This window comes from Mucilaginibacter sp. P1_D10 (genome assembly GCF_056406215.1).
Window position 1 is genome coordinate 41,334 of record NZ_JBFUAP010000014.1, and the last position, 23,754, is coordinate 65,087.

15 protein-coding genes are annotated in these 23,754 nt (G+C 46.2%); 7 read left to right on the top strand and 8 right to left on the bottom strand.

Annotation, left to right across the window (positions count from 1 at the left end; all coding sequences use genetic code 11):
- Positions 1-58: 58 nt before the first annotated feature.
- Positions 59-4,993 carry a T9SS type A sorting domain-containing protein gene (locus AC1DYT_RS20620; RefSeq protein ID WP_477471405.1) on the top strand — a complete coding sequence of 1,645 codons (4,935 nt, stop codon included), beginning with the start codon at positions 59-61 and terminating at the stop codon, positions 4,991-4,993.
- Positions 4,994-5,295: 302 nt separating this feature from the next.
- Here the strand turns inward: AC1DYT_RS20620 and AC1DYT_RS20625 are convergent, their stop codons facing one another.
- Together AC1DYT_RS20625 and AC1DYT_RS20630 are read right to left on the bottom strand one after the other, a co-directional pair.
- Entirely contained in the window at positions 5,296-5,907 is a 612-nt protein-coding gene (locus tag AC1DYT_RS20625; RefSeq protein ID WP_477471406.1) for a DUF4136 domain-containing protein, read from the bottom strand.
- 166 nt (positions 5,908-6,073) lie between these two features.
- On the bottom strand, positions 6,074-7,723 hold the full coding sequence (locus AC1DYT_RS20630; RefSeq protein WP_477471407.1) for an NAD+ synthase: 1,650 nt from the start codon (positions 7,721-7,723) through the stop codon (positions 6,074-6,076).
- Positions 7,724-7,789: 66 nt separating this feature from the next.
- Here AC1DYT_RS20630 and gldB point away from each other — a divergent pair, with 66 nt between their 5' ends.
- Entirely contained in the window at positions 7,790-8,830 is a 1,041-nt protein-coding gene (gldB, locus tag AC1DYT_RS20635) for a gliding motility lipoprotein GldB (RefSeq protein ID WP_477471408.1), read from the top strand.
- A gap of 257 nt (positions 8,831-9,087) precedes the next feature.
- On the opposite strand, the gene AC1DYT_RS20640 is transcribed toward gldB, so the two are convergent.
- The 3 genes from AC1DYT_RS20640 to AC1DYT_RS20650 all read right to left on the bottom strand — a co-directional run bounded on the left by AC1DYT_RS20640 (position 9,088) and on the right by AC1DYT_RS20650 (position 12,055).
- On the bottom strand, positions 9,088-10,203 hold the full coding sequence (locus tag AC1DYT_RS20640) for a metallophosphoesterase (protein WP_477471409.1): 1,116 nt from the start codon (positions 10,201-10,203) through the stop codon (positions 9,088-9,090).
- A gap of 106 nt (positions 10,204-10,309) precedes the next feature.
- Positions 10,310-11,020 (bottom strand): LytR/AlgR family response regulator transcription factor, encoded by a 711-nt coding sequence (locus AC1DYT_RS20645; RefSeq protein ID WP_477471410.1) that lies wholly within the window; start codon positions 11,018-11,020, stop codon positions 10,310-10,312.
- 27 nt (positions 11,021-11,047) lie between these two features.
- On the bottom strand, positions 11,048-12,055 hold the full coding sequence (locus tag AC1DYT_RS20650) for a sensor histidine kinase (protein WP_477471411.1): 1,008 nt from the start codon (positions 12,053-12,055) through the stop codon (positions 11,048-11,050).
- A 272-nt stretch (positions 12,056-12,327) separates the two neighbouring features.
- On the opposite strand from AC1DYT_RS20650, the gene AC1DYT_RS20655 reads away from it, so the two are divergent.
- From AC1DYT_RS20655 to AC1DYT_RS20675, 5 genes are all read left to right on the top strand, one after another.
- Positions 12,328-13,464: a hypothetical protein gene (locus tag AC1DYT_RS20655; RefSeq protein WP_477471412.1), complete on the top strand. Its 1,137-nt coding sequence runs from the start codon at positions 12,328-12,330 to the stop codon at positions 13,462-13,464.
- Positions 13,465-13,621: 157 nt separating this feature from the next.
- Positions 13,622-13,927, top strand: coding sequence for an ArsR/SmtB family transcription factor (locus tag AC1DYT_RS20660; protein ID WP_477471413.1), 306 nt, complete (start codon positions 13,622-13,624; stop codon positions 13,925-13,927).
- A gap of 11 nt (positions 13,928-13,938) precedes the next feature.
- The gene (locus AC1DYT_RS20665) at positions 13,939-14,433 is read left to right on the top strand and encodes an SRPBCC domain-containing protein (RefSeq protein WP_477471414.1); all 495 of its coding nucleotides are present in this window, start codon (positions 13,939-13,941) and stop codon (positions 14,431-14,433) included.
- 66 nt (positions 14,434-14,499) lie between these two features.
- Positions 14,500-15,162, top strand: a complete 663-nt coding sequence (locus tag AC1DYT_RS20670) for a hypothetical protein (protein ID WP_477471415.1) — start codon at positions 14,500-14,502, stop codon at positions 15,160-15,162.
- A gap of 156 nt (positions 15,163-15,318) precedes the next feature.
- Positions 15,319-15,705, top strand: a complete 387-nt coding sequence (locus AC1DYT_RS20675; protein WP_477471416.1) for a DoxX family protein — start codon at positions 15,319-15,321, stop codon at positions 15,703-15,705.
- A gap of 141 nt (positions 15,706-15,846) precedes the next feature.
- On the opposite strand, the gene AC1DYT_RS20680 is transcribed toward AC1DYT_RS20675, so the two are convergent.
- The 3 genes from AC1DYT_RS20680 to AC1DYT_RS20690 form a co-directional block, all read right to left on the bottom strand.
- Positions 15,847-17,421, bottom strand: coding sequence for a glycoside hydrolase family 43 protein (locus AC1DYT_RS20680; RefSeq protein ID WP_477471417.1), 1,575 nt, complete (start codon positions 17,419-17,421; stop codon positions 15,847-15,849).
- 34 nt (positions 17,422-17,455) lie between these two features.
- Positions 17,456-19,558 (bottom strand): alpha-L-arabinofuranosidase C-terminal domain-containing protein, encoded by a 2,103-nt coding sequence (locus AC1DYT_RS20685; RefSeq protein ID WP_477471418.1) that lies wholly within the window; start codon positions 19,556-19,558, stop codon positions 17,456-17,458.
- A 588-nt stretch (positions 19,559-20,146) separates the two neighbouring features.
- Positions 20,147-23,704 (bottom strand): VCBS repeat-containing protein, encoded by a 3,558-nt coding sequence (locus AC1DYT_RS20690; protein WP_477471419.1) that lies wholly within the window; start codon positions 23,702-23,704, stop codon positions 20,147-20,149.
- Positions 23,705-23,754: the final 50 nt, after the last annotated feature.

Consider the following 23,754-nt stretch of genomic DNA (forward strand, 5'->3'; position numbering starts at 1 on the left):
CACAACAATTGCGTTGTTTTTTGTGGCTATTAAATTTATATATTGAATACTCAAGGCTGTGAAGAAAATATTACTTTTTTGGTTTTTTGCCGCAAGTTTTTTGAGTATAGTTAACTCAAAAGCATATGCGCAGGAAACGAGTGATAACCTGACTTACTACTATAACAACTTTGAAAGTGCAACAGCAGGAACCATTGCTTCATTAGGAGCATCCGGCGTGGGCAACGCCGCCCGCCCGGCAGGCGGCACTTCGGTTACTATCGATGCATCTACAACATCCCCGCTTGATGGATCGGTAAGCCTGGAATCCAAGAGTTTGAGCGCAATTGGCGCTATCCGCTGGGATTTTATTGGGAGCGGCGCGGGCACCAGCTTGGCAACCAACGATTTAGAATGGAATTTTGTTTATAAAAACACCACCACTTCATCAAACGACGACCCCGATGTAATGACAGCCGGCAATAACTCATGGCGTTACTGGCTAATGGCGCAAGGTTATACTACCAATAACATGCAGGGGGTTTATGTTTCGCACGTTGGTACAAACCTTGTGCTGCGGTATCGGTATGATGCAGGCTCGATAGCCCTACACTATAACCCCCTCCTGTCTACAGCCTTACCCAACGACCAGAATGCCTACATGATAAAGATACAAAGGCTTAGGACCGGTTCGTGGGCAATATACATGGATAGGTTTGTTGCCGGTATGACCACCGCAAAAACACTTGTAACAATTTCCAGCAGTACCACCGGCAGCACTTATAGCACCTATTACTATTCGTACCTGGAAGCAACCAGCACTACAACGCGCCGGTTTCAGTTTGATAAATTTGATATGTACACACGTGTACTAACGTTGGTTGGCGCTAATTCTGCGGCAAATGGCATTACCCCTGTGCCATATACCCAAGACCAAACCGTAATTTATTATGGTTTCGAAATACAATCGCGCGGCAATTTTGCTTTCGGAAGCCAGTTGTACCTCACCAGTTCGGGGTCGGTAGGGTTAAATGATTATTTCGTTTCGAATACCGGAGGCTTTTGGGAATCTAAGGACTCCTTTTATTCCACTACTACCGACAGGCAGATAAGTTCGAGCGTACAGCTTAGCGGAAGCGGATCGGGCGCGGTGCAGGTATCGGCCTTTGCCGATACCGTTACCAGCAGCGGCAATACCGATGGTACTTTGTCTATCCCGCAATACTATTTTTTTACAGGAACTACAAAATCTATTCTTAACTATGGCAGCCCACCAACAGGTACTTTTACGCTAACTGCAGTAAGCCGCCTGTTTGAGCAGCCAAACAATTCGCAAACAGGCATTCCTTACACCTCGTCGGGCATAACCAGCGGCGTCATTAGTTTTGTTAACAGTGCAGACTGGAACGGCAATACCTCGTCGGCCTGGAACGTTAGCAGTAACTGGAGCATCGGCAGCGTGCCAACAGCCAGTACCCCCGTCCGTATTGGTGTGGTAACATTTAACAACCAGCCAACTGTTTCGGTTGCCGCTGTAGCTTACAATATGACCCTCGGCACCACAAAAGTAACTACCTTAACGGTTAATAACACGTTAACGGTTTCGGGCACTATTACACAAAAACTGAGTAGTTCCACCACTGCATATACAAACACTTTAACGGGTACCGGTACCATAAACTGCACTAATGTACAGGTAGGAGATGATAGCAATGGCGGTGTAGCCGGGCAAGCGCTTGTCTATTCAAGTGTAGATAAGCTGAATGTAAGCGAAGACATCACAATAACCTCTAACGGCACCAATAGGGCTGCTTTTGCCATACACGATGGCGACGTAACCGTAGGCGATAAAATTATAATAACCAATTCGGGTACGCCAAGTATTGCCAACTCGGCTTATTTCATCATAAATACAGCAAACACAGGTACAAACCCAACCCTAACTTTAAATTCGGTTGATCCCATTAGCATTCAAAACGCAGTGTATGGCTCGGTAAACTTTTATGGAACCACCGGTGGCCCTACAACCACTACATATACCGCTGCAAATGCAAATATTTACACAGCTACAACCACCGGTGGCTTCGGCTCGGCCTCGGGTACCACAACAAATCCTATTGATCTTACAAAGGGGACCTATTACAATTTAATTGTAATAGGTGTAGGATCTAAAATAGGTAAATCGGCGGGCACACTGCTAATAGTTAATGACCTTACCACACCAGGCACAGTGGATGCCTTTACCTATGCCAACCCAATTACGGTAGGCGGCGCTTTTACAAATACCGGTACTTTTACAGGCGGCGCCAGCACTATTAGCGCGGGATCGTTATACAGCTCGGGCACGTTTACTGTAGCAAGCGGTGCGTTAACTGTTAGTGGGTTGACCACCTTAACAGGTGGCACGTTTACAACCGGTGCTGGCCTTTTCACCGCTACAGGTGGTATCAATAGCACTTCAGCAACGTTTCAACAAGGTTCTGGAAACGTGACCATGACTGGTTCTATCACGCAAAATTCGGGCACTATGAATTTTAGTGCCGGCACTGTTACAGTGGGTACGAATATCCAGATAGTGGGCGGCACCATGAATGCAGGCACCGGAGCGTACACTATTGGCAACGCCCTAACAGTAGGCCCCGGCACTTTAAACTGCGGGGCAAGCCCCGGCACCTTATCCGTTACAGGGCCATTCGCCAACGCCTCAACCGGTACTTTTAGTGCAGGCACGGGTACAACAACATTTAAAAACACTTATACCAATAACGGCACGTTTACTTATGGTGCGGGTACCATTATATTTGATAATGGCGTTACGCCACAAGCATTGGCCGATAACTCTACTAACGGCACAACATTCAACAATGTTACATTTAGCGGTACGGGCGCAAAAACCATGTCGGGCACCGGCCAGTTTTACGTAGGGAGTACGGGGTTGCTTACAATGGGTACAAACACTATACTAACCACGGGGGGAATACTTACATTAAAGTCTGATGCCAATGGTTCAGCAGCAGTTGCTATAATGCCAAGCGGTGCCGGCATTAGCGGGAGCGCTCACGTTCAACGTTTCCTTACCGGCGGCGGCGTAGCTTCTAACCGCGGTTACCGCCTTTTATCATCGCCGGTTAACCAAACTTCGGCAACAATCAGCAATACCAACACCTTCAATCTCGCATACCTTAACCAACATACTTTTAACGGCGTTGCTTATGCAGGGGCGTTTACCGGTGGGGTGTTTAGCAACGATGCGTTAGCTCAGGCAGGAGGCTTTTCGGGTAAAAGCGTTACCCCAACCATTTACCTATACAAGGAATCTATTGCTGCCACTAATATTGGCTCGCTATCGGGTAAGCATGTTGGTGTCATTAAAGTAACTGCTACCGATGTTGCCACACTTAATACAAGTGATGCTACTGCCACCATCAGCAACTTAACCATACCAATTGGTAATGGGTTTTTAATGTACTTTGTTGGCCCCAGTACACGCTCTTCAGGCTCATCATCCATAGTGCCGCAGGATGCTACCATGACCGATAACGGCTTTATAAACCAAGGCACTTTTACGGTTAAGCTTTGGTACACGCCCACAGGCGGAGCCGGAAAACTCTCTTATAGTGCTTTAGCAAACCCCGGGTACAATATGGTAGGCAACCCATACCCCTCCACCTTAAATTTAAGCCAGCTTTATAGCGATAACAGCGCCAGCATTGATGTAATTTATATGCTGTCGAAACGCGAGGGGGGTACCGGCCAGGATTACGTGGCCTATTCAACCAACGGTTCTTCGTCGCCTGCAGCCAATGGTTTCGCGGTAAGCGGCGCGGGTTTTATAGTGCATGCTAAAAGCACAAGTGCAACCTTAACTTTTAATGAGAACCAAAAAGCCACCAGCACACAAATTACCGGCAGTTCACTTATCATGGACGCACCACAAGCGCAAGTGCTTGCTGTTGACGGAAAATTAGGGCCAAACAGCTTATCTATTGCACAGCAACGCAAAATGGCACTACCTGCGCCAACTACCAACCAGCCACTTACCGGGCTATACATGAAAATTGAAAAAAATGCTGACGTTTTTGGCTATTGCGGAATTTATTACCGCAAAGATTATTCGGCTAAATTTGAAGAAGGAGATGCATTATATTTAGCAGGGCCATCGTCAATTACAAGCATTAGCAGTTTATCTTCAGACAAGGCAAAAACAGCTATAAACCACCTGCCCGATTACCATAACGGCAGCCGTGTATGGCTCAACGTAACCGCTACCGCAACCGGCATCTATAACTTAAAGCTGGAAGGTGTGCGGAATATAGATACGCTTTATAATATTTACCTGGTAGATCATTTAAAGAAAGATTCGTTGGATATTCGCCATTACGGCACTTACGCCTTTAACCTGGTTTCAACCGATACAAGCACTTTTGGCGGTAACCGTTTCGAGCTGGTTATCAACCGCAAGCCGGTGCCGCAGTATGTACTTACCAATTTTGTGGCTACCAAAGTGACGGAAGGTGTAAATATTAACTGGAATACCGTTAACGAAAGCAATTACACCGGTTTTACACTGGAAAAGCTAAACAAAACTACCGGCGAATATGCCCCCCTTTATGATAAACAAAGCGATGGAAGCGCGGCATACAACTATGTAGACCATGCGCCAAATTCGGGCAATAATATTTATCGTTTAAAACAAAACGATATAGACAACAAAATAAGCTACTCGCAGCCGATCACCATATTTTACGATAAGAATGCCGCCGGCGGCGGGTTATTTAGTGTGTTCCCTAACCCTACCTCAGAAATGATAAACGTGAGCATCCCCGAATCAACCTCGGCAGCAACCTATAAATTCAAGCTTTATGACTCAGTGGGCAACCTGGTTATGCAAAAAACATCCAGCACCAGTCACTGGAGCGAAAATATCGGCAGCCTTAAAACCGGTGCATACATTGTAGAAGTACTTAAAAGTAACGGCGCATCGTTAGGAAAAGGTAAATTTATAAAAAACTAGGTTGACGTGGGTGCTGGAAATAACAAACAACAATACTTTTCCGGTCTTATCCAATATTACTATTAAGCATCCCGTGCATAACATTTGCACAGGGGTGACACTCCCGGAGATGACTGCGCCGTGCCCTTAGATACCCGGATATTTGCCCTTGCAGGCATAGCGTTTATCTTCGCAGTGTACCATCTTCATAAAAAGCCAACAAGGTTTTCGGCAAAAAGAAAAATAAACAAAAGCAAAAGCCCCTTACTGCACTGCGCAGGAGGGGCTTTTTTTTCCATTAGGTGCTTGAACGAATTAAACTTTTAACCTTTACGAAGCGGCGGCGCTAAGCTTAGTTGCTTGATGATGCCTTCTACCACTTTTGGTATCTCGCGCTGGGTGGTTTTTGGGTCGTGCAGTTCGCCAACGCCGTAGCCGCGCCAAACCAATACGTTAGTTCTGGGGTCTATCAGATCTATGATGATGGTGCCTTCGCGGTATGGCACCCTGGCAGGGTAAGCCGCGCCATAACCAGGATAACCGTAGCCATAATAGCCATAGCCAAACGGGCGGTACCAGCCGTAGCCGAAGCCGCCGTAATAACCGCCATACATTGGGGTGTAATAATAGGTAATTTTGGTGCCGCGGCCGGTAGCGGTGGCGTAGCCAACCAACAGATCGGGGTTTTGCTCATTAATAGTGAGGCCCTTTTGCAGCAGGGCCGTTTTGGCGGCCTCTTTTATTTTGCCGTTACCAATTTCGGTAAGGGGGCGCCATTGCTTGCCGGTATCGCGCTGCATGGGGGCCCAGGCAAAGGTGCGGTAACTGCTTAAGTTGGTTTTGTTTGCAGCCGCAGTGTAATAGTTATAACTGCTACAGGCCGACAGTGCCGATACGAACGCTACCGCCAGCATTAAATAGATATTTTTTTTCATGGCAACACCTGTTATTTATACTCCTTAGACGGCATTGTAGGGAAAGGTTTAATGGAGGTGAAAGATTTTTTTCTGAACCGTTGATTTTAATGATTTTAGGATTTCGCTGATTCAGTTAGTATCATCAGCGTCATCAACGTAATCATTAAAATCAGCGGTTCAGACACTACGACAAATACTTCCCTACTATCGGCATCCTCCTGCCCATGCCGAAGGCCTTTGGCGATACGCGCAGTATGGGCGGGGTTTGGTAGCGTTTATGCTCAGAAATATTTACCAGCCTAAGCACCTTGCGCACCACCGCTTCTTCGAAACCGAGTTTGATAATTTCGGCAGATGAACGCCTGTTGAGGATATACTCGAACAATATGGCATCCAGTATATCGTACTCGGGCAGCGAATCGGTGTCTTTCTGGTCGGGCCTAAGCTCGGCCGATGGTGGTTTTACGATAGTGTTCTCCGGGATTATCTCCCTGTCCTTGTTTATCTCGCGCGCCAGGTCGAACACCTGGGTTTTGAAAACATCGCCTATGACGGATATACCGCCGCACATATCGCCATACAAGGTGCCATAACCCACGGCGGCTTCGCTTTTGTTGGAGGTATTGAGCAATATATAGCCAAACTTATTACACATAGCCATCAGCACCACCGCCCTGCTGCGCGACTGGATATTCTCCTCGGCAATGTTAAAGGGCAGGCCATGGAACTGCGGCGATAACGATTCCTCGAAGGCTTCGGTAATTTTGGCTATACGTACGATCTCGCTTTTGCATCCCAGGTTAGTCACCAAATCCTCGGCATCTTTTATAGAGTGGTCGCTGCTGAAACGCGAGGGCAGCAGCACGGCCATCACGTTCTCCGGGCCGAGAGCCTCGGCAGCCAAAGCGCATACCACGGCAGAATCTATCCCGCCGGAAAGACCCAAAATCGCCTGCTTAAAGCCCGACTTATAGAAGTAATCTTTTATCCCTAATATAAGCCCCTGGTGTATCTGTTCAATGTCGCTCTGTTTTTGCACACGCACGGTGCTCTCGTGCTCAAAGCTGATAGCGGCATCGTCGCCCAGCGTATAATAGGTTAATGTTTCCTTAAAATATGGCAGCTCATCAACCAAATTACCCGCGTTATCAAAAACCAACGAGCCGCCGTCGAATATCAGTTCGGTTTGCGCGCCAACGTTGTTCACGTAAAATAGCGGCAGGTTGTAGCGGCTGGCGTTATCCTTTAAAATGGCAATACGCTCGTCACCGCGGTTGTACGCAAATGGCGATGCCGCAATGTTTATCATCACATCGGGCTTTTGCTGTATCAGCGTATCCATAGGGCGGGTAATGTACAGCGGGTTTTCTATGGTGTTCCACAAGTCCTCGCAAATGGTAAGCGCGATGCGTGTCCCCTTAAAATCTATGCAGTTGAAACTGGTTGATGGCTCAAAATAGCGGTACTCGTCAAAAATATCGTAATTGGGCAGCAGGGCCTTATTTACAATGGCCTTCACCTCGCCCTCCTCAATAAAATAAGCGGAGTTGTTCAAATCCTTGCCCTCGGGTTTGTTATTGGGTGTTGGCAGGCCTATAATGCAGGCAATACCCCGGCACTCGGCAGCAATGGTATTAGCCGCCTCATCGCATAGGTTAATGAACTCTGTAAACTCTAAAAAATCGCGCGCGGGGTAGCCGCAAACGCATAATTCGGCAAAAACAACCAGATCGGCACCGTTAAGTTTAGCTTCGTGGATGTGCTGTATGATTTTGTTGGTGTTCGATTCGAAGTTACCTACGTGATAGTTAAGCTGGGCTAATGCGATCTTCATATTATGCTGTAGTAATGCTTTCGCTGTAATGCAAATAAAAAAATTATTTTTGCTAAAACGACAGAAATGAACTCTTATTCTTACAAAACAGGGCTTATTTGTTTAGGCCTTGCCTCGGTACTGCTATCGGCCTGTAACAAACATAAAAAAATTGATGTTAGCAATATACCGGTTGATGTAAAAATCGAACGTTTTGATAAGGATTTCGATTCGCTGCGTATAAAGCCTATGGATGAGCAAGCCGGCACGCTTTATAAGAAATACGGCAGTTTTTATACCGATTTCATCGAGCGCGTATTAAAAGCCGGCAGCGCCCGCGATACGGCTTACTACACCCGCCTGCGTGCCATTTTTGCCGATAAAGCCTATGCCGACCTGAAGCACGACGTAGATGCCACCTACCCCAACCTGGACAAACAGGAAGCCGAACTTACCGATGCTTTCCGCCGCATAAAATACTATTACCCAAAAAAGAACCTGCCTAAGGTTTATGCTTATTGGTCGGGTTTCCAAACGCAGGTGGTTGTTGGCGATACGTACTTCGGTATAGGCCTGGATTTGTTTTTGGGTGCGGATTCGCGTTTTTACCCCGCGCAAGTTGATGCCTATCCGCGTTATATAAGCCGCAGGTTTACGCCCGATAATATTGCCCCGCGCGTAGTGGAGGGCATGGCCCGCGAGGATATGTTCCCCGAGAATGAAAAAGACAAGAGCCTGCTGGCCAAAATGGTGTATAACGGTAAAATCATGTACTTTATGGACCAGGTACTGCCCGACTTAGCCGACTCTACCAAAATTGGCTACACCGATAAACAGATAAAATGGTGCGATAGCTTTAAGGCCGATATTTGGAGCTACTTTTTAGAAGAGAACCTGCTTTACGAAAGCGATTACCAAAAAATACAGAAATACCTCAACGAGGCCCCCTTCACCCCCGGCCTGGGCGAAAACAATGAATCGGCACCCAAACTGGCGATATGGACAGGCTGGCAAATCGTTCGCGCTTATATGGATAAGCACCCCGAGGTTACCTTGCCGCAACTAATGGCTGATGATGATGCCCAGAAAATTTTGAACCAAGCCAAATACCGGCCCAAGAATCCGTAGGTGAGGGATTTGTGTCTTGGGTGTTCGAAACATGGCGCAAATGTCCGCATCACGAGTTGACTCACCCCCCGCCCCCTCTCTGCTGCACAAAGAAGGGGAGAAATTGGGGTTATTTTCCTTTTTTTTCCTCACCCTCTTTGCGGAGCAGAGAGGGTCGAACAGCGGAGCGCATTCGGGGTGAGTCAAATCTGCGAGCGATAAGAATCGGCCCTAAAAGGTTTCATGCATTCTAAGGTCAGGCCCTTATGGATCATCAATCAAGGAATTTTGATGGTAGATATACACCTAAACGTATCATCCCAGGCAATGGCTGTTTTGTCTTTGGCCTGCGTTGCACCCCTGCAAGTGGTATAGTGCCGTATAAACTCCAGCCCCAGGCTATTGTTGGGGTCGCCATCTTTAAAAAAGCCGAAATCCAGATTCTTAAATGCAAAGGAATGCCATTGATAGTTGCTCAATGAATCGGTGTACCATGTGGTAATTTGGGTTGGGCTTTTATCGCTTTGGTTATAATGAAGCACCTGGTAGGCCGGGTTATTGCCGTTCCGCGAGTCGAGTCCTGGGGCTATGGCAACGTACGATAGCAGTTTGCCGCTATCTGCCAGCAGGCGGGCATCAACCATGTGGGTATGCCCCGCCAGTTGGAGTTTGATGCGTGGCGCATATTGCTTGATGATTTGCAGGTAGGTCGGCTGGATGCTATCTTGCCAGGAGGCTGTTTTGCCATACCTGTCTATACCCGGCGGCACATGGTAAACCAGCCATGCCGATTGGCCGGGCTTAAGCGAAGCGAGCTTATCTTTGAGCCAGGTCAACTCGGCTTTAGCTTCGGTAGCCAGCGAATCATTCTCATGCATAAAAAGCACAGTATTGAGCACGATAATGGCCAGGCTATCTTTCTCGTAAGCATAATACCCACCGGCAAGGAATGATTTTTTTATCCTGCCGCCCTTATCTATCCGTTTGAGCAGGGCATTGTAAAAAATCTTGTAGGTTGCGGCATTGGGTATATTGTGTGCAATGCAATCATTATTGCCCAGCGCGGGCAATATGATGGCCCGCTTATCTATTGCGCTAATGTTTTTGATGACGTATTTATAGCTCAGCTTCATGTCGGCTACGTCGTGCGTATCGTTCTCGGCTTTGGTAGTGTGCCGTAGCAAATCGCCGGGCATAATAATAAAGGGGTATTTACCCGCTTTGGCATTCGCGGCGGCAGATAAGAAAACCCTGGGGTCGGTATCGGTATGGTAAAAAGTATCGAAGGGTTTACGGAGGTCGATATGCACATCAGACAGCACCAGCACCGAATCGGTTTGGGCATAGCAGAAAACAGGGAGCAGGGCGATGATGAACGGCAGGATTTTTTTCATATAGGGCAAATGCGGTTAAGTTGTAGGTTGTTATAAAGTTAGGAATTATTCTTTAAGACTTGCCATTCGGCATCATTTGAGGCGCAAGTCTCTTTCCCAACGAATTTTACGCGTTCCGTATCACTTTCAGGAAAGCTTCGCGGTAAACACCCCCTATGGGCAGGGCTGTGTCGCCAACGTACAACGTGTTACCATCAATCAGGCGGATTTTATCTGTAGATACGATATAAGATTTATGCACGCGGTAAAATGGCGGCTGTGGCAACTGTGCCTCCAGTTCGCGCAGGGCCTGGTAGGTAATCAGTCGCTGCGTTTTAGTATAGATAGAAACATAGTTCTTTAACCCTTCTATGTACAGTATATCCTGATGGTCCACCTTAATGAATTTATTCTTGCTATCGCCTTTTATAAAAAGATAACCAGGCTGGTTTTGCGGGCTAGCACCCTTTTGGTTAAGCCTTGGCTGGATAACTTCAAGGGCTTTCTCGGCTGCTTTAAAAAACCGGTCGAACGCGATAGGCTTTAAAAGGTAATCGATTACGTTGTATTCAAAACCATCAAGCGCATACTCGGCGTAAGCCGTAGTGAGTATTACCTTGCATTTATCGCCGCAAAGCTTTAAAAAATCGAGCCCGGTAAGCTGCGGCATCCTGATATCCAGGAAAACCAGGTCCACCCCACCCTCCCTTACCTTGGCGAGCGCATCGATGGCATTATTGGCCACTCCAACAAGCTCCAGGTAAGGCACCTTGCCAATATATTCGGCAATCATTTTGGTGGCGTAAGCTTCGTCATCAACGGCAAGGCATCGAATCATGGTGGTTGGCATAGGTATATCGCGATATTATTTTAGGTGGATCTTCAAAGTGGTGGTGTAGGTGTCGCCTTCCGTAGCGGTCATCAGCTGATGAGATTCGGGGTAGATGAGTTCGAGTCTTCGCCTGATATTGGCCAGCCCTATTCCGCTGGAACTGTCCTTAGCGCCATGGTTGATGGCGTTGCCCGATCTGAAATACAGTTCGTCCCCGTTTACATCGATGCGTATTTGGATAGGCCTCGTGCTATCATCAACAACCCCATGCTTAAACGCATTCTCCACAAAGGGTATCAGTATAAGCGATGCTATCCTTTTCCCTTTGGCTGCCCCTGCAATGCTAAAATCCACAAAAAAATTATCTTCAAAGCGAAGCTTGTAGATTTCGATGTAATTGTGAAGATAATCGATCTCCAACTGCAGATCGATCATGCCATCGGCGCTGTTGTGGAGCATATAGCGCATCAGTTGAGAGAGCTTGATGATGGCCTGCCCCAATACATCTGATACCGGGTAAGCCAGCGAGTACAGGTAGTTTAGCGTATTGTACAGGAAGTGCGGATTGATCTGTGTTTTTAAGAATAACAGTTCGGCCTGTATATTTTCCTTTTTCAGCTGTTCGGCCTCCCGCTCTTTTTTGAAGGTGTCCAGCAGTGCCCAGGCTATAAAACTAAACAGGATGGGCTGCAGCGCCCGCCACCAATTATCATTAAAGTAAGCGATTGCACTAACGCTATCATCATAATTATCGTAGCCCAAAAACCAAAGATACAGCACCTCTTCTATCAAGTACCTGCAAGCGACAAACAGTGCCTCAGCAATAACCAGACCCGCCAGCAAAAGCGGTATTTTTTTCCGCTTCAAAAAAAATGGATAAACGGCAAAGAAACAGAAAGTGAAGGCGATGAAAACCGACACCAGGTTAGACCATACGTAGGGCTGCGCTCCCCTTTTATTGGCTACATTATCTATATAAAGGTACAGGGTGAGGCAAAGCCAGCCCGCCAGGTAATAGAACATCAACCTCTTTTTTGTCATCTGCATTTTTGAAACCCGAATATATAGCTCAGGAAGCCTATTTATCAATTTTTTATACCAACAACCCGTTTGGCTACCCAAAAGCAGCTTTCCCTTATCCAAAGCATACCCGGAAGCGCAGGGCTAAGCTGGGATAGAGTTTGCGTGCTTTGGGATAATAAAGTTTAGGGGCAGCCAGCTTACTTACAATTTTGTATCGTAGCCAACAGAATAAAGCCTACGCTTTAAGATAGCTACCGATCAAACAGAGTCATTAATCATAACCCAACAAAATGAAAAGCTTCTTTCTGGCACTCATCATGTGCTTACCCTTAGCCGGCTTTGCCCAGGCAAAGAAACCGCGTACCGACCTGGAAAAACTAAACGACTGCATCGCTGCAAACACCAGCTCATTTACCTTCAATGGCGACCAGCCCGAGGGCAAAGCCTGGCAGGTTTTAGAGGGCCTGTTTGCACAAAACCAGTTCGTAGCCTGGGGCGAATATCACGGTTCAGCCAAATTATCGCAACTGACGGCCCTTGCCATGGCGAGCGCAAACCAACAGGGTTATAAAACTTTATTAGTAGAAACCAGCCCCTTCGTAGCAGCAGAGCTAAAGCGCATTGCTGCAACCACAAATCCTGCCGATACCCTCGAGAAAATATATAAAGCGGGGTACACCGGCATTGGCACCTTTCCGTTCTTTCATACGAAAGAAGATGCGGAGATGCTTGTAGCCGCCAATAAATTCGGTTTCGATATCTGGGGAATAGACCAGGAATTCCAGATGTGCTTTTCTTACAGCATGAATCAGGCTTATAATGCCCAATCCAAAAAAATAAGAGCGGCATTCAAACCGGTAATAGATAGTTTGCAGGCCAGTTGGTGGTACCCGGAAACGAAACTTCTCGACAGCCTGAGGAAAGTGGTGCGGCAACCAACATTGAGAGCGATACTGGACGATATCATGATCTCGAAAGAGATTTACCGCTACAATGATAACGAAGGGCGGGCCGCGCTGATGAAAAGAAATTTCTTCCGTTATTATGATAAAGCGACAGACCGGAAAGTATTCTTCAAAATGGGCAGCAACCACCTCGCCAAAGGGCTCAACCTGCAAACCAATCTGTACGACATAGGCAACGCCGTTTATGAACTAGCACAACGATACGGGCAAAAGTTTGCTAACGTTTACATCATGGTAAGGTACACCACCGAAAAAGACCGTTTGGTAGACGATCTTGCCAGCGACAATCCCGATAACCCAAAAGTGTTCTCCCAACTATATGCAGCCGATAAATGGGTGCTTGTAGATATCCGCAGCTTAAGGACCAGGTTAAGTTACGATAATTCGTTAACGAGGGACGCTTACGGCCTGATAGAGAAGTACGATTACGTATTGGTGTCGCCCGAAGTTTTGAAGGATTGACCGATTGAGGTAGGCACCGGTCTGAAGCCGTGTCGACACGTAGCTCCCAAAGTCTGCTTTTCGGGTTGATTGGAAGGTCTAGCGAGAAAAAAGTAAAATAAATTTGCGCAGCTGATTGACTGCACTTATATTTGCAGTCAATCAACTGCAAATAACGATGAGACGAGACGTTTTCCAGGCCATTGCCGATCCTACGCGCAGGGCCATCTTAACTTTACTGGCTGTAAGCGCCATGACGCCCAACGCCATTGCCGAGCACTTCGATAGCACCCGGCAAACCGTATCTAAACACATACAGATACTTACGGAATGCGAAGTACTGGTACAGAAAAAAAATGGACGGGAAATTTTCTACCACTTCAATCCCGAAAAAATGAAAGAGATAGACATTTGGCTGCAACGTTTCCGCAAGATGTGGGAAGACAGCTTTAACCAATTAGACGACTTATTAAACGACTTATAAACTTACCCAACATGACAAACAACTTTGTGTTCGAAACCGACCTTGCCGCAAAAAAGATTTATGTATCGCGTGAATTTAATGCGCCGGTTGAAAAAGTATGGAGGGCCTGGACCGAGCCCGACCTGATAGACAAATGGATTGCGCCAAAACCCTGGTCGGCCAAAACCAAAACATGGGATTTCACCGTTGGCGGGGCATGGCTTTATGCCATGATTGGTACCGAAGGCCAAAAACATTGGGTATATGCCGAGTTTACCGCGATAGAAAATGGCAGTGCCTTCTCGACAAAAGGCTTGTTTTGCGATGGCGAGGGCAACCCTGTTACTGAAGGCCCAAAATCGAACCGGGACACCAAATTCTTAGCCATAGCAGGTAACCGCGCCAAGGTAGAATCGGTAATAACTTTCGAGAACGAATCCACTATCAAAATGTTCGTAGACAACGGCTTCAAAGAAGGCACAGCCGCCAGCCTTGCCAACCTGGATGATTTACTGGCTTCGGAATAAACGCGGGTATTTGCGCCTAACCCAATCAAACTTTAATTATTTCAAGTAAAAACCAAATTAAATACAATGAAAATCAAACATTTAAGTATTGCTCTCGGCATCGTTTTGTCGGCAACTGCGTTAAGCGCCAACGCGCAAAAAAAATACAATGAAGGCCTGGTAACGATTAAAACAAGCGCAGGCGGCCAGGAAATAGAAGTAAAAGAATACTTCCGGGCGGATTCTACCGCTGCGCTGTTTTCTGCAGGCCCGGTAAGCATTAAGCTTTTATCAGATACTAAGGATAAGTTTTTCGCCGTAGTAGCTGCCGTACCTAGTTTCAATGTCAAAAAGGCTGCGATTTATACCCAAGCCGAAATAGACCAGATTTTAAGCACTTTCCCTTCGTTTACGTTTGCCCCAACAGCCGAAACCAAACAGATATCCGGTTTCAACTGCAAAAAAGTAGTGGCGACAGATACTAAAACAAAAAAAACTTACGATACCTGGATAACCAATGATATTGCGCTGCCCGCTAATGTCGTTGAAAAATATTATGCCAAAATCGGCGGCACGCCTATACAATACGCAGCATTCCAAACAGGGCCCGATGGCGCATTGGTAGTTGCCGATTACGTAATAACTGCCGTTTCTGACCAGAAAGCCCCAGCCGGTACCTATGGCATAGCACCCGATTATGATAAAATCTCAAAAACCGAACTTGATGCTATGTCGCAAAACAAGCAATAGGCTTATCTATTGCTTAGCAAAAACAAACGTTAATTATCAAGCCCTTACGAGTTCCGGATTATTATAAATCGTGTTATATTAGACAGCGGAAAACTACCATAATCAAAACTGTTCTTATTAAACGAAACAATATATAATAACCTAATAACAATCAACATGAGTAAGACAACAATCAACGTTATTTACTGGATTACAACCGGGCTAATATTAGCCTTGATGCTTTTTTCGGCAGTGAGCAGCTTTAAGGAAACCCCCGAAGGCACCAAAATGCTGGAAGTATTAGGGTACAAGCCTTATGTAATGCATTTATTGGCGGTAGCCAAAATATTAGGCGTAATAGCTATACTTACGCCGGGTTTTCCACGGCTTAAAGAATGGGCCTACGCGGGTTTTACGTTCGATCTTATCGGTGCCGCATATTCTTCTTACGCTTCAGGCATCGCCTTTAAAGATTGGGCACCTATACTGGTATTCATTGCCATATGGGCCTGCTCGTACATTTTCTACCATAAACGGTTGAAGTTAAAGGGGAGCGCGGCATAAAGGCATGGCCTGGAAAAGTATGTAAATAAAGAAGCCCCAAGCTAGCGCGATTGGGGCTTCTTTATTGAATTCAAGCTCAAGGGGCCGGGGATAATCAGCCCTTGCTGCGCCCCGTTCGTTCATGAAATAAGCTAAACGTAGCTACTCCCCTGTGACTTTATCTGTGATATGAAAATAATCAAAATCGGCTGCCCCCCCGGGAGTTTTAGTAGCGTAATTAAACAGCGCGAACCTATAACCCATAAAGTGAGGTAAAGTGTATGCCATTTTCAATTGTGTACCAACGGGTGTCCATACCTTCCCATCAAGGCTGTAAAAGAAATTGGCGATGTCTTTTCTATCCGTAAAAACACATTCGGCTTTAAAGAAAATCTTATTTTGGTTTAGAGGGAGGCTCGCAACTTCTACAGGTTTACCGGTAGTAGCATTTACCATTACGATGGTTTTGCTTTTGCCATTTAACTTAACTCCTGCAAGGCCGTAGTTTTTTTGCAATAAGCCTAATCCCGCAAAATCACCATCCTTCATATGAGATACGTCGAGCGATACCGACCCTGTACATACCGGGCCGATTGTCCGTTGTGTTAAAGAATTCCGGGCCATTAAAAAATTGGTATCGACCCGGCCAGTGGTAAGCCGTAAATAACCTTTGCGAGCCGTAACAGACCAAAGGCTATTATCAGGATTGTGGTTCCATTGCCAAACAAGCGGTAACGCAGGCTCCCCTCTTTTACGCGTAAACTCGTCAGGAGAAACCAAGCTGGGGATAAGGCCTTTAGATGCCGGCAAATCAAGCGTATCTGGCACTTTGCCATTTATGCCTATTACCGGCCATCCATCTTCCCATTTAACAGGCACTAAATAAGGCACGCGGCCGACAGCACCAAAGTCGCGAAAAAGGTATGAATACCAGGTACCGTCAGGCATGTCGATTAATCCGCCTTGTGCTACACCCTTATCCTGGAGGCCTACCCGCCCTTCGTAGGGGCCGGTAATTTTATCTGCACGATGTATCACTACGGTACGCATACCACCACGTGGCCAGGTAATATTGAACAGATAATATTTTCCGTTTACCTTGAATAATTGCGAACCTTCCGCAATCAGCCCTCCGTTATCGCCGGAAGGCAGGCTGGCATTCTCTATCAAGGTTTGGTCGAGGCCGCCGGGTTTAATGTCCGATGCATCCGGGTTTAACTCCACTATCCTCAATTTTCCAGCGCCGGTTATCATATATACTTTTCCATCATCATCAAAAAACAGGGAGTGGTCGTGCAGGTCGGGTTTAAACGAAACCGATTTCCAGGGCCCTTTTTCGATATCTTTTGTAGTATATACATGGGTTTTACCTGTAGTTTGGGCAAAAGTGGTCACATAGAAAGTACCTTGATGATAACGTAGGCTGCTGGCCCATGAGCCGCGGCCATAAGTACTTTTTCCGTTGGATAGCGTAAGCGCATCTACCGTTGAAAGCGTATCATAGGCGTAACCGATCAATTTCCAATTGACGAGGTCTTTCGATTTCATGATAGGCACGCCGGGGCTCATGTGCATGGTTGTGCTGCTCATATAATAGGTATCGCCCACACGGATCAAGCTGATATCGGGCACATCGGCATATATAATCGGGTTAACCGCTTTCTTTTGCCCCTCAACAAAAAAAGGGACAAAAAGCAAGGTCGCTGCGATACTAAGCCGGGCAAAAAAATGTCTCATACTAGTGGTAATTATTCCTTAAAACCTTTATCAACTACTTAACCGTATTAATTTGAAGCACACTTACAGAATACGGATCGAACGTTCTGGTGAACTTCTTGCTGAGCCCTTTTACAACCGATGTAACAGGAACTATTTTGTCCGGGTTATCAATCGTATTGGTATCCTCCGGTTTATCGCCTTTTATCACCACCAGCGTACCTTCCGCAGACAATTTAACCATCCCATTCAATTCAATATCTACCTGTTGCGGCTTGCCGGTAGCGTTTACCACCTTTAAAAATATCTTGCCTGTTTTTGTATCTTTTGTTGCTACATAAAACATGGCGGGTATAGGCTGTGGCATTTTATTAGCAGCGCTGTCTCTTTTAGTTGCAGGCCTGGTTTGGGTTGGTATGTTAATGCCCGTTAAAGGGACAACCTTGTTGCCTATATAATTGCTGAATAATTTCTGAACGTGATAAGATGGGGAACCAAAGCTTGTTAAAGCATTATAGCCAATCAGGTCCGAGTCCCATTGCCAGGCCTTTGGCGCGGTGGCAGTGGCTGTGTTTACATTTACGAACAGCGGTGCGTAGCACGACAGGATAACCAAGTCTGAATTACGTTCCATGCCCGTCATCCATGCGGCATCGCCAAGGGCTGCATTCAGGTTAGTAGTCGGCGCGCCTTCCCTTGTTGCCCATTCGCCAACAAATACTTTAAAGCCCTTACGGTCGTAATTATCATAATGGGCGGCATCCTCCTCCATTTCCCAGGCATTACGGTAATAGTGCTCATCAACAATCTCCGGTTTACGTATGGTTAATTTACCTAATGTGCCCAGGTAATCCCTGCCGCCGATTGTTGCGATACACTTTAAGGCAGGATATTTGGCTTTGATAGCATCATTAAACTGCGCGAAACGCCCATCGTAGCTTCCTGATCTGTCGAAGCCATCTTCGTTGCCAATTTCCACGTATCGTAATTTAAACGGAGCAGGGTGGCCATCGGCAGCGCGCTTTGCTCCCCAATAAGTATGGATGTCACCGGTAATATACTCAATTTCGTTTAAGGCATCCTCAATATATGGTTTCAATAAGGGGCCGGCATCTACATGGTCGCCATCGAGCGAGTAACCTGCAAATACAGCAAGCAAGGGTTCCATCTTTATATCTTCGCACCATTCTAAAAACTCAAGTAATCCCATACCGTCGGTTGCGCGGTACCCCCACGAGCCTTTATGACCGGGCCGGCTTTCCAGCGGCCCCAGCGTGGTCTTCCAGGGAAAAGCATCGGTCAGCTTTGGCCCTTCGAGGAAATTACCGCCCGGAAACCTCAGAAAAGCCGGTTTCATATCGGCCATCAATTTCATAATATCAATCCTGTTGCCGTTAGCACGGTTGTTATACGTTGGCGGAAACAAGGATACGAGGTTAAAATAATAAACGCCTTTCCTGTTGGTTGAGATTACAAAACGGGCATCTGCAGTAGGCTTTATATCAGATGCAGTGGTTAATTGCAATTCATATTTTTTCCAAAAATCACTTTTAACCAGGGTAATAACGCCCGAAGCGTACACGGTTTTGCCATCGCGGCTTTCTATAGTTACCGTTATTGGGCCGGCTGTATTGTTGTCGATAACAGGTGTGGTGGAGGTTGAGCCATTCTGGCGGCGTGGAGGCGCACTGCCCAGGCCTTTTATATAAAAAGAGGCTTTGTAAGTAGTATTAGGCTTTACGGGGATACCCCAATAACCCTCGTTGGCAATCCCCGCCCTGCCCCCATCGGTTTCAACAACCAGTTTTAAGCAGGTGGTAAGCGAACTATTGATGGCATGCCCCCGTTGATCCATGGCAACCTTATCCGGATCCGGCGCAACCAATTGAATTGACGGTTTACCGTCGCCCTCCTGCACAAGGCTCCATGCCTCAGGCGTATTCGGGTTATCTTTAAACACCCGGTTCCTGATCAATTCGCCGTATAAGCCTCCGTCGTAAGAATGGTTAATTTCTTCAGTCATTAGCCCATACAGCTGCTGGCTAACAGTTACCCCGGGTTTGGTTAAATCGAGCGTTAATTTAGGGTTTTGTGCTACCAAATTGGTGGTAACAAACAAAAATACGCACAAGCTTAAAATGGTGCATGGCTTCATCATAATTGGTTTTTTTGGTTTATTAAATGTGTTTTATACACTTAAATTGATTAGCAAACTTAACAGGATTTTTCAAATAAAAAACCGATTGTTAGAAATAATATAAAATATTGCTCATAAAACGATTATACGCTCAAAGCCTACGCAGTTATTTCTTACGCTCAGGACAATAAAGGGGGTTTTTTATATTCAAATCACGCTAATATATTCAGCTATACCGAACACATTGCACGATAAATTCAAAACGATTTAAGTGCTAAAACGAAAGATTCAGAACGTAGTTACCACGTATGTAACAAAACGATTACAAGCCGGAAACAGATTCAATAATTAATTGTTATTTATACAATTAATTATTGAAATTAAATCTCCGGTCGAGGTTCTTCAAAAATAAAAAGCCCTGCAGACGTGCAGGGCTTTGCCCCTGAGGCCGGGCAGAATTCGAAACATTTGATGAAGCAATTGAAAGTCTTAAGCTACTTTGAAGTAGTCTAAGCGGGTTTCGATTCTTCCATGGGCTTGCGAGAGCCCGTAAGCCTAAATTTGCAGACGTTAGCCTGTCTAAAAAACGGGCTCGCCTGTTACCATTGCCTAAAAATTCATCTTCCTAACATTTCCTTTATCATCGGTTATGGCAATTTCCCTTACGGCACTATCTACCGAAATAAACCTCGCAGATTGTGACAGGAAGGAATTTCCATTGTAAAACTCCTGGCGGGTGATGCGCCCGTTCTTATCTGTTATCACGGCGCTTTTATCCTGCGGCAAAACATTTATAAGCCTGTTTTTCTTGTTCAATTTAAACAACCGCAATGGCCCGGTATGTTCGCTTGCCGCCAGTAAATAGCTATCGTTGTTACCGCGAAGTTTTACAAGCGCCTTACCATCGCCCGGGAGGTAGATACCGCTCTGTAATATGCTTAGCGGACGAAAACCGCCCTTGCCGTCGCCTTTCAGGAACAATCCGTTCAAGGCATCCGATTGCCCGATAGAAACATCTGTTGAAAAATCATTTCCGTTAAGTACCAAATCGATATTCCCATCTCCGTCCAAATCATCGGCAACCATACCGTTCAATACTGATGCCTGTGCTTCTTCGGGCAAAGGGATTACCGTAAACTTTCCATTGCCGTCGTTCCTGAAATAGGATGACCGCAGTTCTGTTGCTTTAAGTCGCAAAGCTCCCTTCAACTGCTCGTCGGTAAACAATCCTTGCAATGTTGCTTCGGCATAGCTGTGATAATTGGTGAATTTGGTTCTTAGGCTAATCATTTGCTTAAAAGCATCATCGCGCACGTTTGCCGGGTACTCGCGCATAACGCCATCCTTCCCCGGAAGGTAAAGAGAAGTGAAGGCATCAAACCTATCGCGTTTATCAAAGTCTTTAGCGGTGATGTAAACGGGCTGCTCGGTGTTTGCCTGGTAAAGGCTGTTGAGGCCGCTATTGCCTACAATGTAATCCATCCGACCGGTATGCCTGAAATCGCCGGCCACGATGGAATTCCACCAGCCGGGAATGCCCGATACACCCGTTGTTGAAGTGGCGTTTATAAACTTACCGTTGCTATATTTCAAGAAAGTAAGCGGCATCCACTCGCCTGCCAGCAAAAGGTCGGTATTGCCATCGCCATCAAAATCTGTAAACATCGCATCGCAAACCAAACCAATATCCTTTAATGATGGCGCAACTTCTGCCGTAACGTCGGTAAATTTCACTTTACCGTTGCCGCTGTCATTCCTTAATATAAAGCTGCTCACGGGTTTAGGATATCGCCAGGGTTCTACACGGCCCGACACAAAAAGGTCCGGCTTGCCATCGTGGTTATAATCAAAAGCCCTTACGCAAAGCTTGCTGGTAAAATTCACAGGCAATGCATCCTGTTGCAACGTAAATTCGCCTTTCCCATTGTTGATATAGAACTTGTCCTGGTAATTGCCCGAATTTGGCTTTGCGGTATATCCGCCACGGGCAATATAAATATCCGGCGCGTTATCTCCGTTGGCATCAAATAAAAGCACGCCGCCATCCTGATAGAAGCCACCGTTCGGGCTATTGGTTGCTAATGGCCTTTGAATGAATTTTCCGTTTTTTTGCTGAAGCAGAATTTGTGCAGGTTCGGCAGAATTACCGCCGATAACGATATCATCGGTACCATCGCCGTTGAGGTCACCGGCTGCTAAAGCCGGGCTATAGCCGGATAGTTTATGCGGCAAAAGCTTTTGGATGTTGAAATCAACCTTGTCTGAATCTTTTTGCACATAGCTTATACCGCTTGCACTGGTTATATTGGTAAATATCGGCTTTGCTGCGTTAGGCTGCGCATTTGACTTTACCGCACCCCGGGCATCTTGAATGCTTACCGTTAAAGTTTGGTTTGCTTTAATTTTGGTGATGGTTTGTTTGGCACCATTAGGCCACAACACTACAGCAGAATCAATTACGGTTGTGTTGCCGAGCCCGAATTGCGCCATAGGTTCTACGCTGGATAAATACCCCCGGTATGGGTTGTTCTCATAAACCTGCGTAGCCCCTTTACCGTAGTAAATGCGCACCATCGTGCCAATGCCATTCAGGTTGTGCTCATCTCCTTTAAATTTTACGTTAAAAAAGTTCGCCGGGGAGTCATTCGAGGCTGTGTTTTGATATATAAAGGCTTCATCATTGATGTTATTGGTAATCAAATCCAGCTTCCCGTCGTTATTCAAATCGCAGTAAATGGCGCCATTTGAAAACGAAGGCGCGGTAAGCCCCCAATTGTTGCTTTCATCTGAAAACCGCAGGCCTTTGCCATTTTTGAAAGCATAATTATGGATTTTAACCTCGGGTATCTGTTTGAGGATTTCTTGCTTGGAGGCGCTGAGATAAGGCTGAGACCGGTACACCATAAAGTCGTGATCCGTTACATCCCTGGGATAGCCATTCGTTACGATAATATCTTTATAGCCATCGTTGTCGAAATCGGCTATCAAAGGTGTCCAGCTCCAATCTGTTTGGGCAATACCGCTCATAAAGCCAATCTCGCTGAACGCAGGGGCACCAACAGAATCCTGCTCACCAATCCTGGGCCCCTGGTTTAGCTGCAGCGTATTGCGGGCATATTGCAATTGGTAACCATAATGATTAAAATTTTGGATGGTTTGATAACTGTTTGGCATCATCATCATCTTCTTGCGGTAATTATCTGCCGGGTTCATGTCAAGCTCAAATACATCGGCCAGGCCATCGTTGTTAATGTCCTGGATATCCTGCCCCATAGCGTTAAACGACGTATGTTTAAAGTACTCCTTCGATTTGTCTGTAAAGGTGCCGTTGTGGTTGTTGATGTAAAGGATATTGCTCGAAAGGAAATCGTTGGTTACATAAATATCTTTCCATCCATCCAAATTTATATCCGCAATAGTAGCACCGTGCCCGTAGCCTTCTATGCTTATGCCTGCCGACTGAGAAACATCCGTGTACACTGCATGCTTAAGTGCCGCGTCCCAATCGTTCCTAAATAAGTGGCCCATGCTCCGGCCTGTGCCATCGCGGCTTACCGGCCTGAAACTATTGGGGTATTCTGAGGGTTCGGGCCTGTTCACCGTTAAGTACATGTCCAAATCGCCATCGTTATCATAATCAAAAAAACTTGCCATAGTTGAATGTAACTGCACATCCAGGCCATACGCTTTTGCTTCCTCCTTAAAAACAGGGATGCCGGCTTTATCAAGCCCCTGATTTACATACAGCAAATTTTGCCTTTTTTGCGGGTCGCCGGATAGCGAATTGCAAACATAGATATCTGCCAGCCCATCGTTATTAATATCAATCACCGCAACGCCCCTGCCCCAACGGCCGGCCCCGGCAACCCCTGCCGGAATGGTAACATCCTCGAACTCAAAATCTCCTTTGTTGAGATAAAGTTTATTGGAAACCATGTTTCCGGTGAAATACAAATCGGGCAAGCCATCGTTGTTAAAGTCGCCTACCCCAACTCCACCTCCGTTGTATATATAGGCGTTGTCTATCGGGTTGATAGAATCATTCTCGGTTATCAGATTATTGAAATGAATACCCGACTGTGAGGAGGGAACCAGCGTGAACATAGCCGCCTTTTTGCAGCCAACAAACACATAACAGCAAAGGAGGCAGAAGTAGATTTTTTTCATAAAAATGCGCTGATAACAAAAAAGCCGGAGGCCGTTTTGGCCCCCGGCTG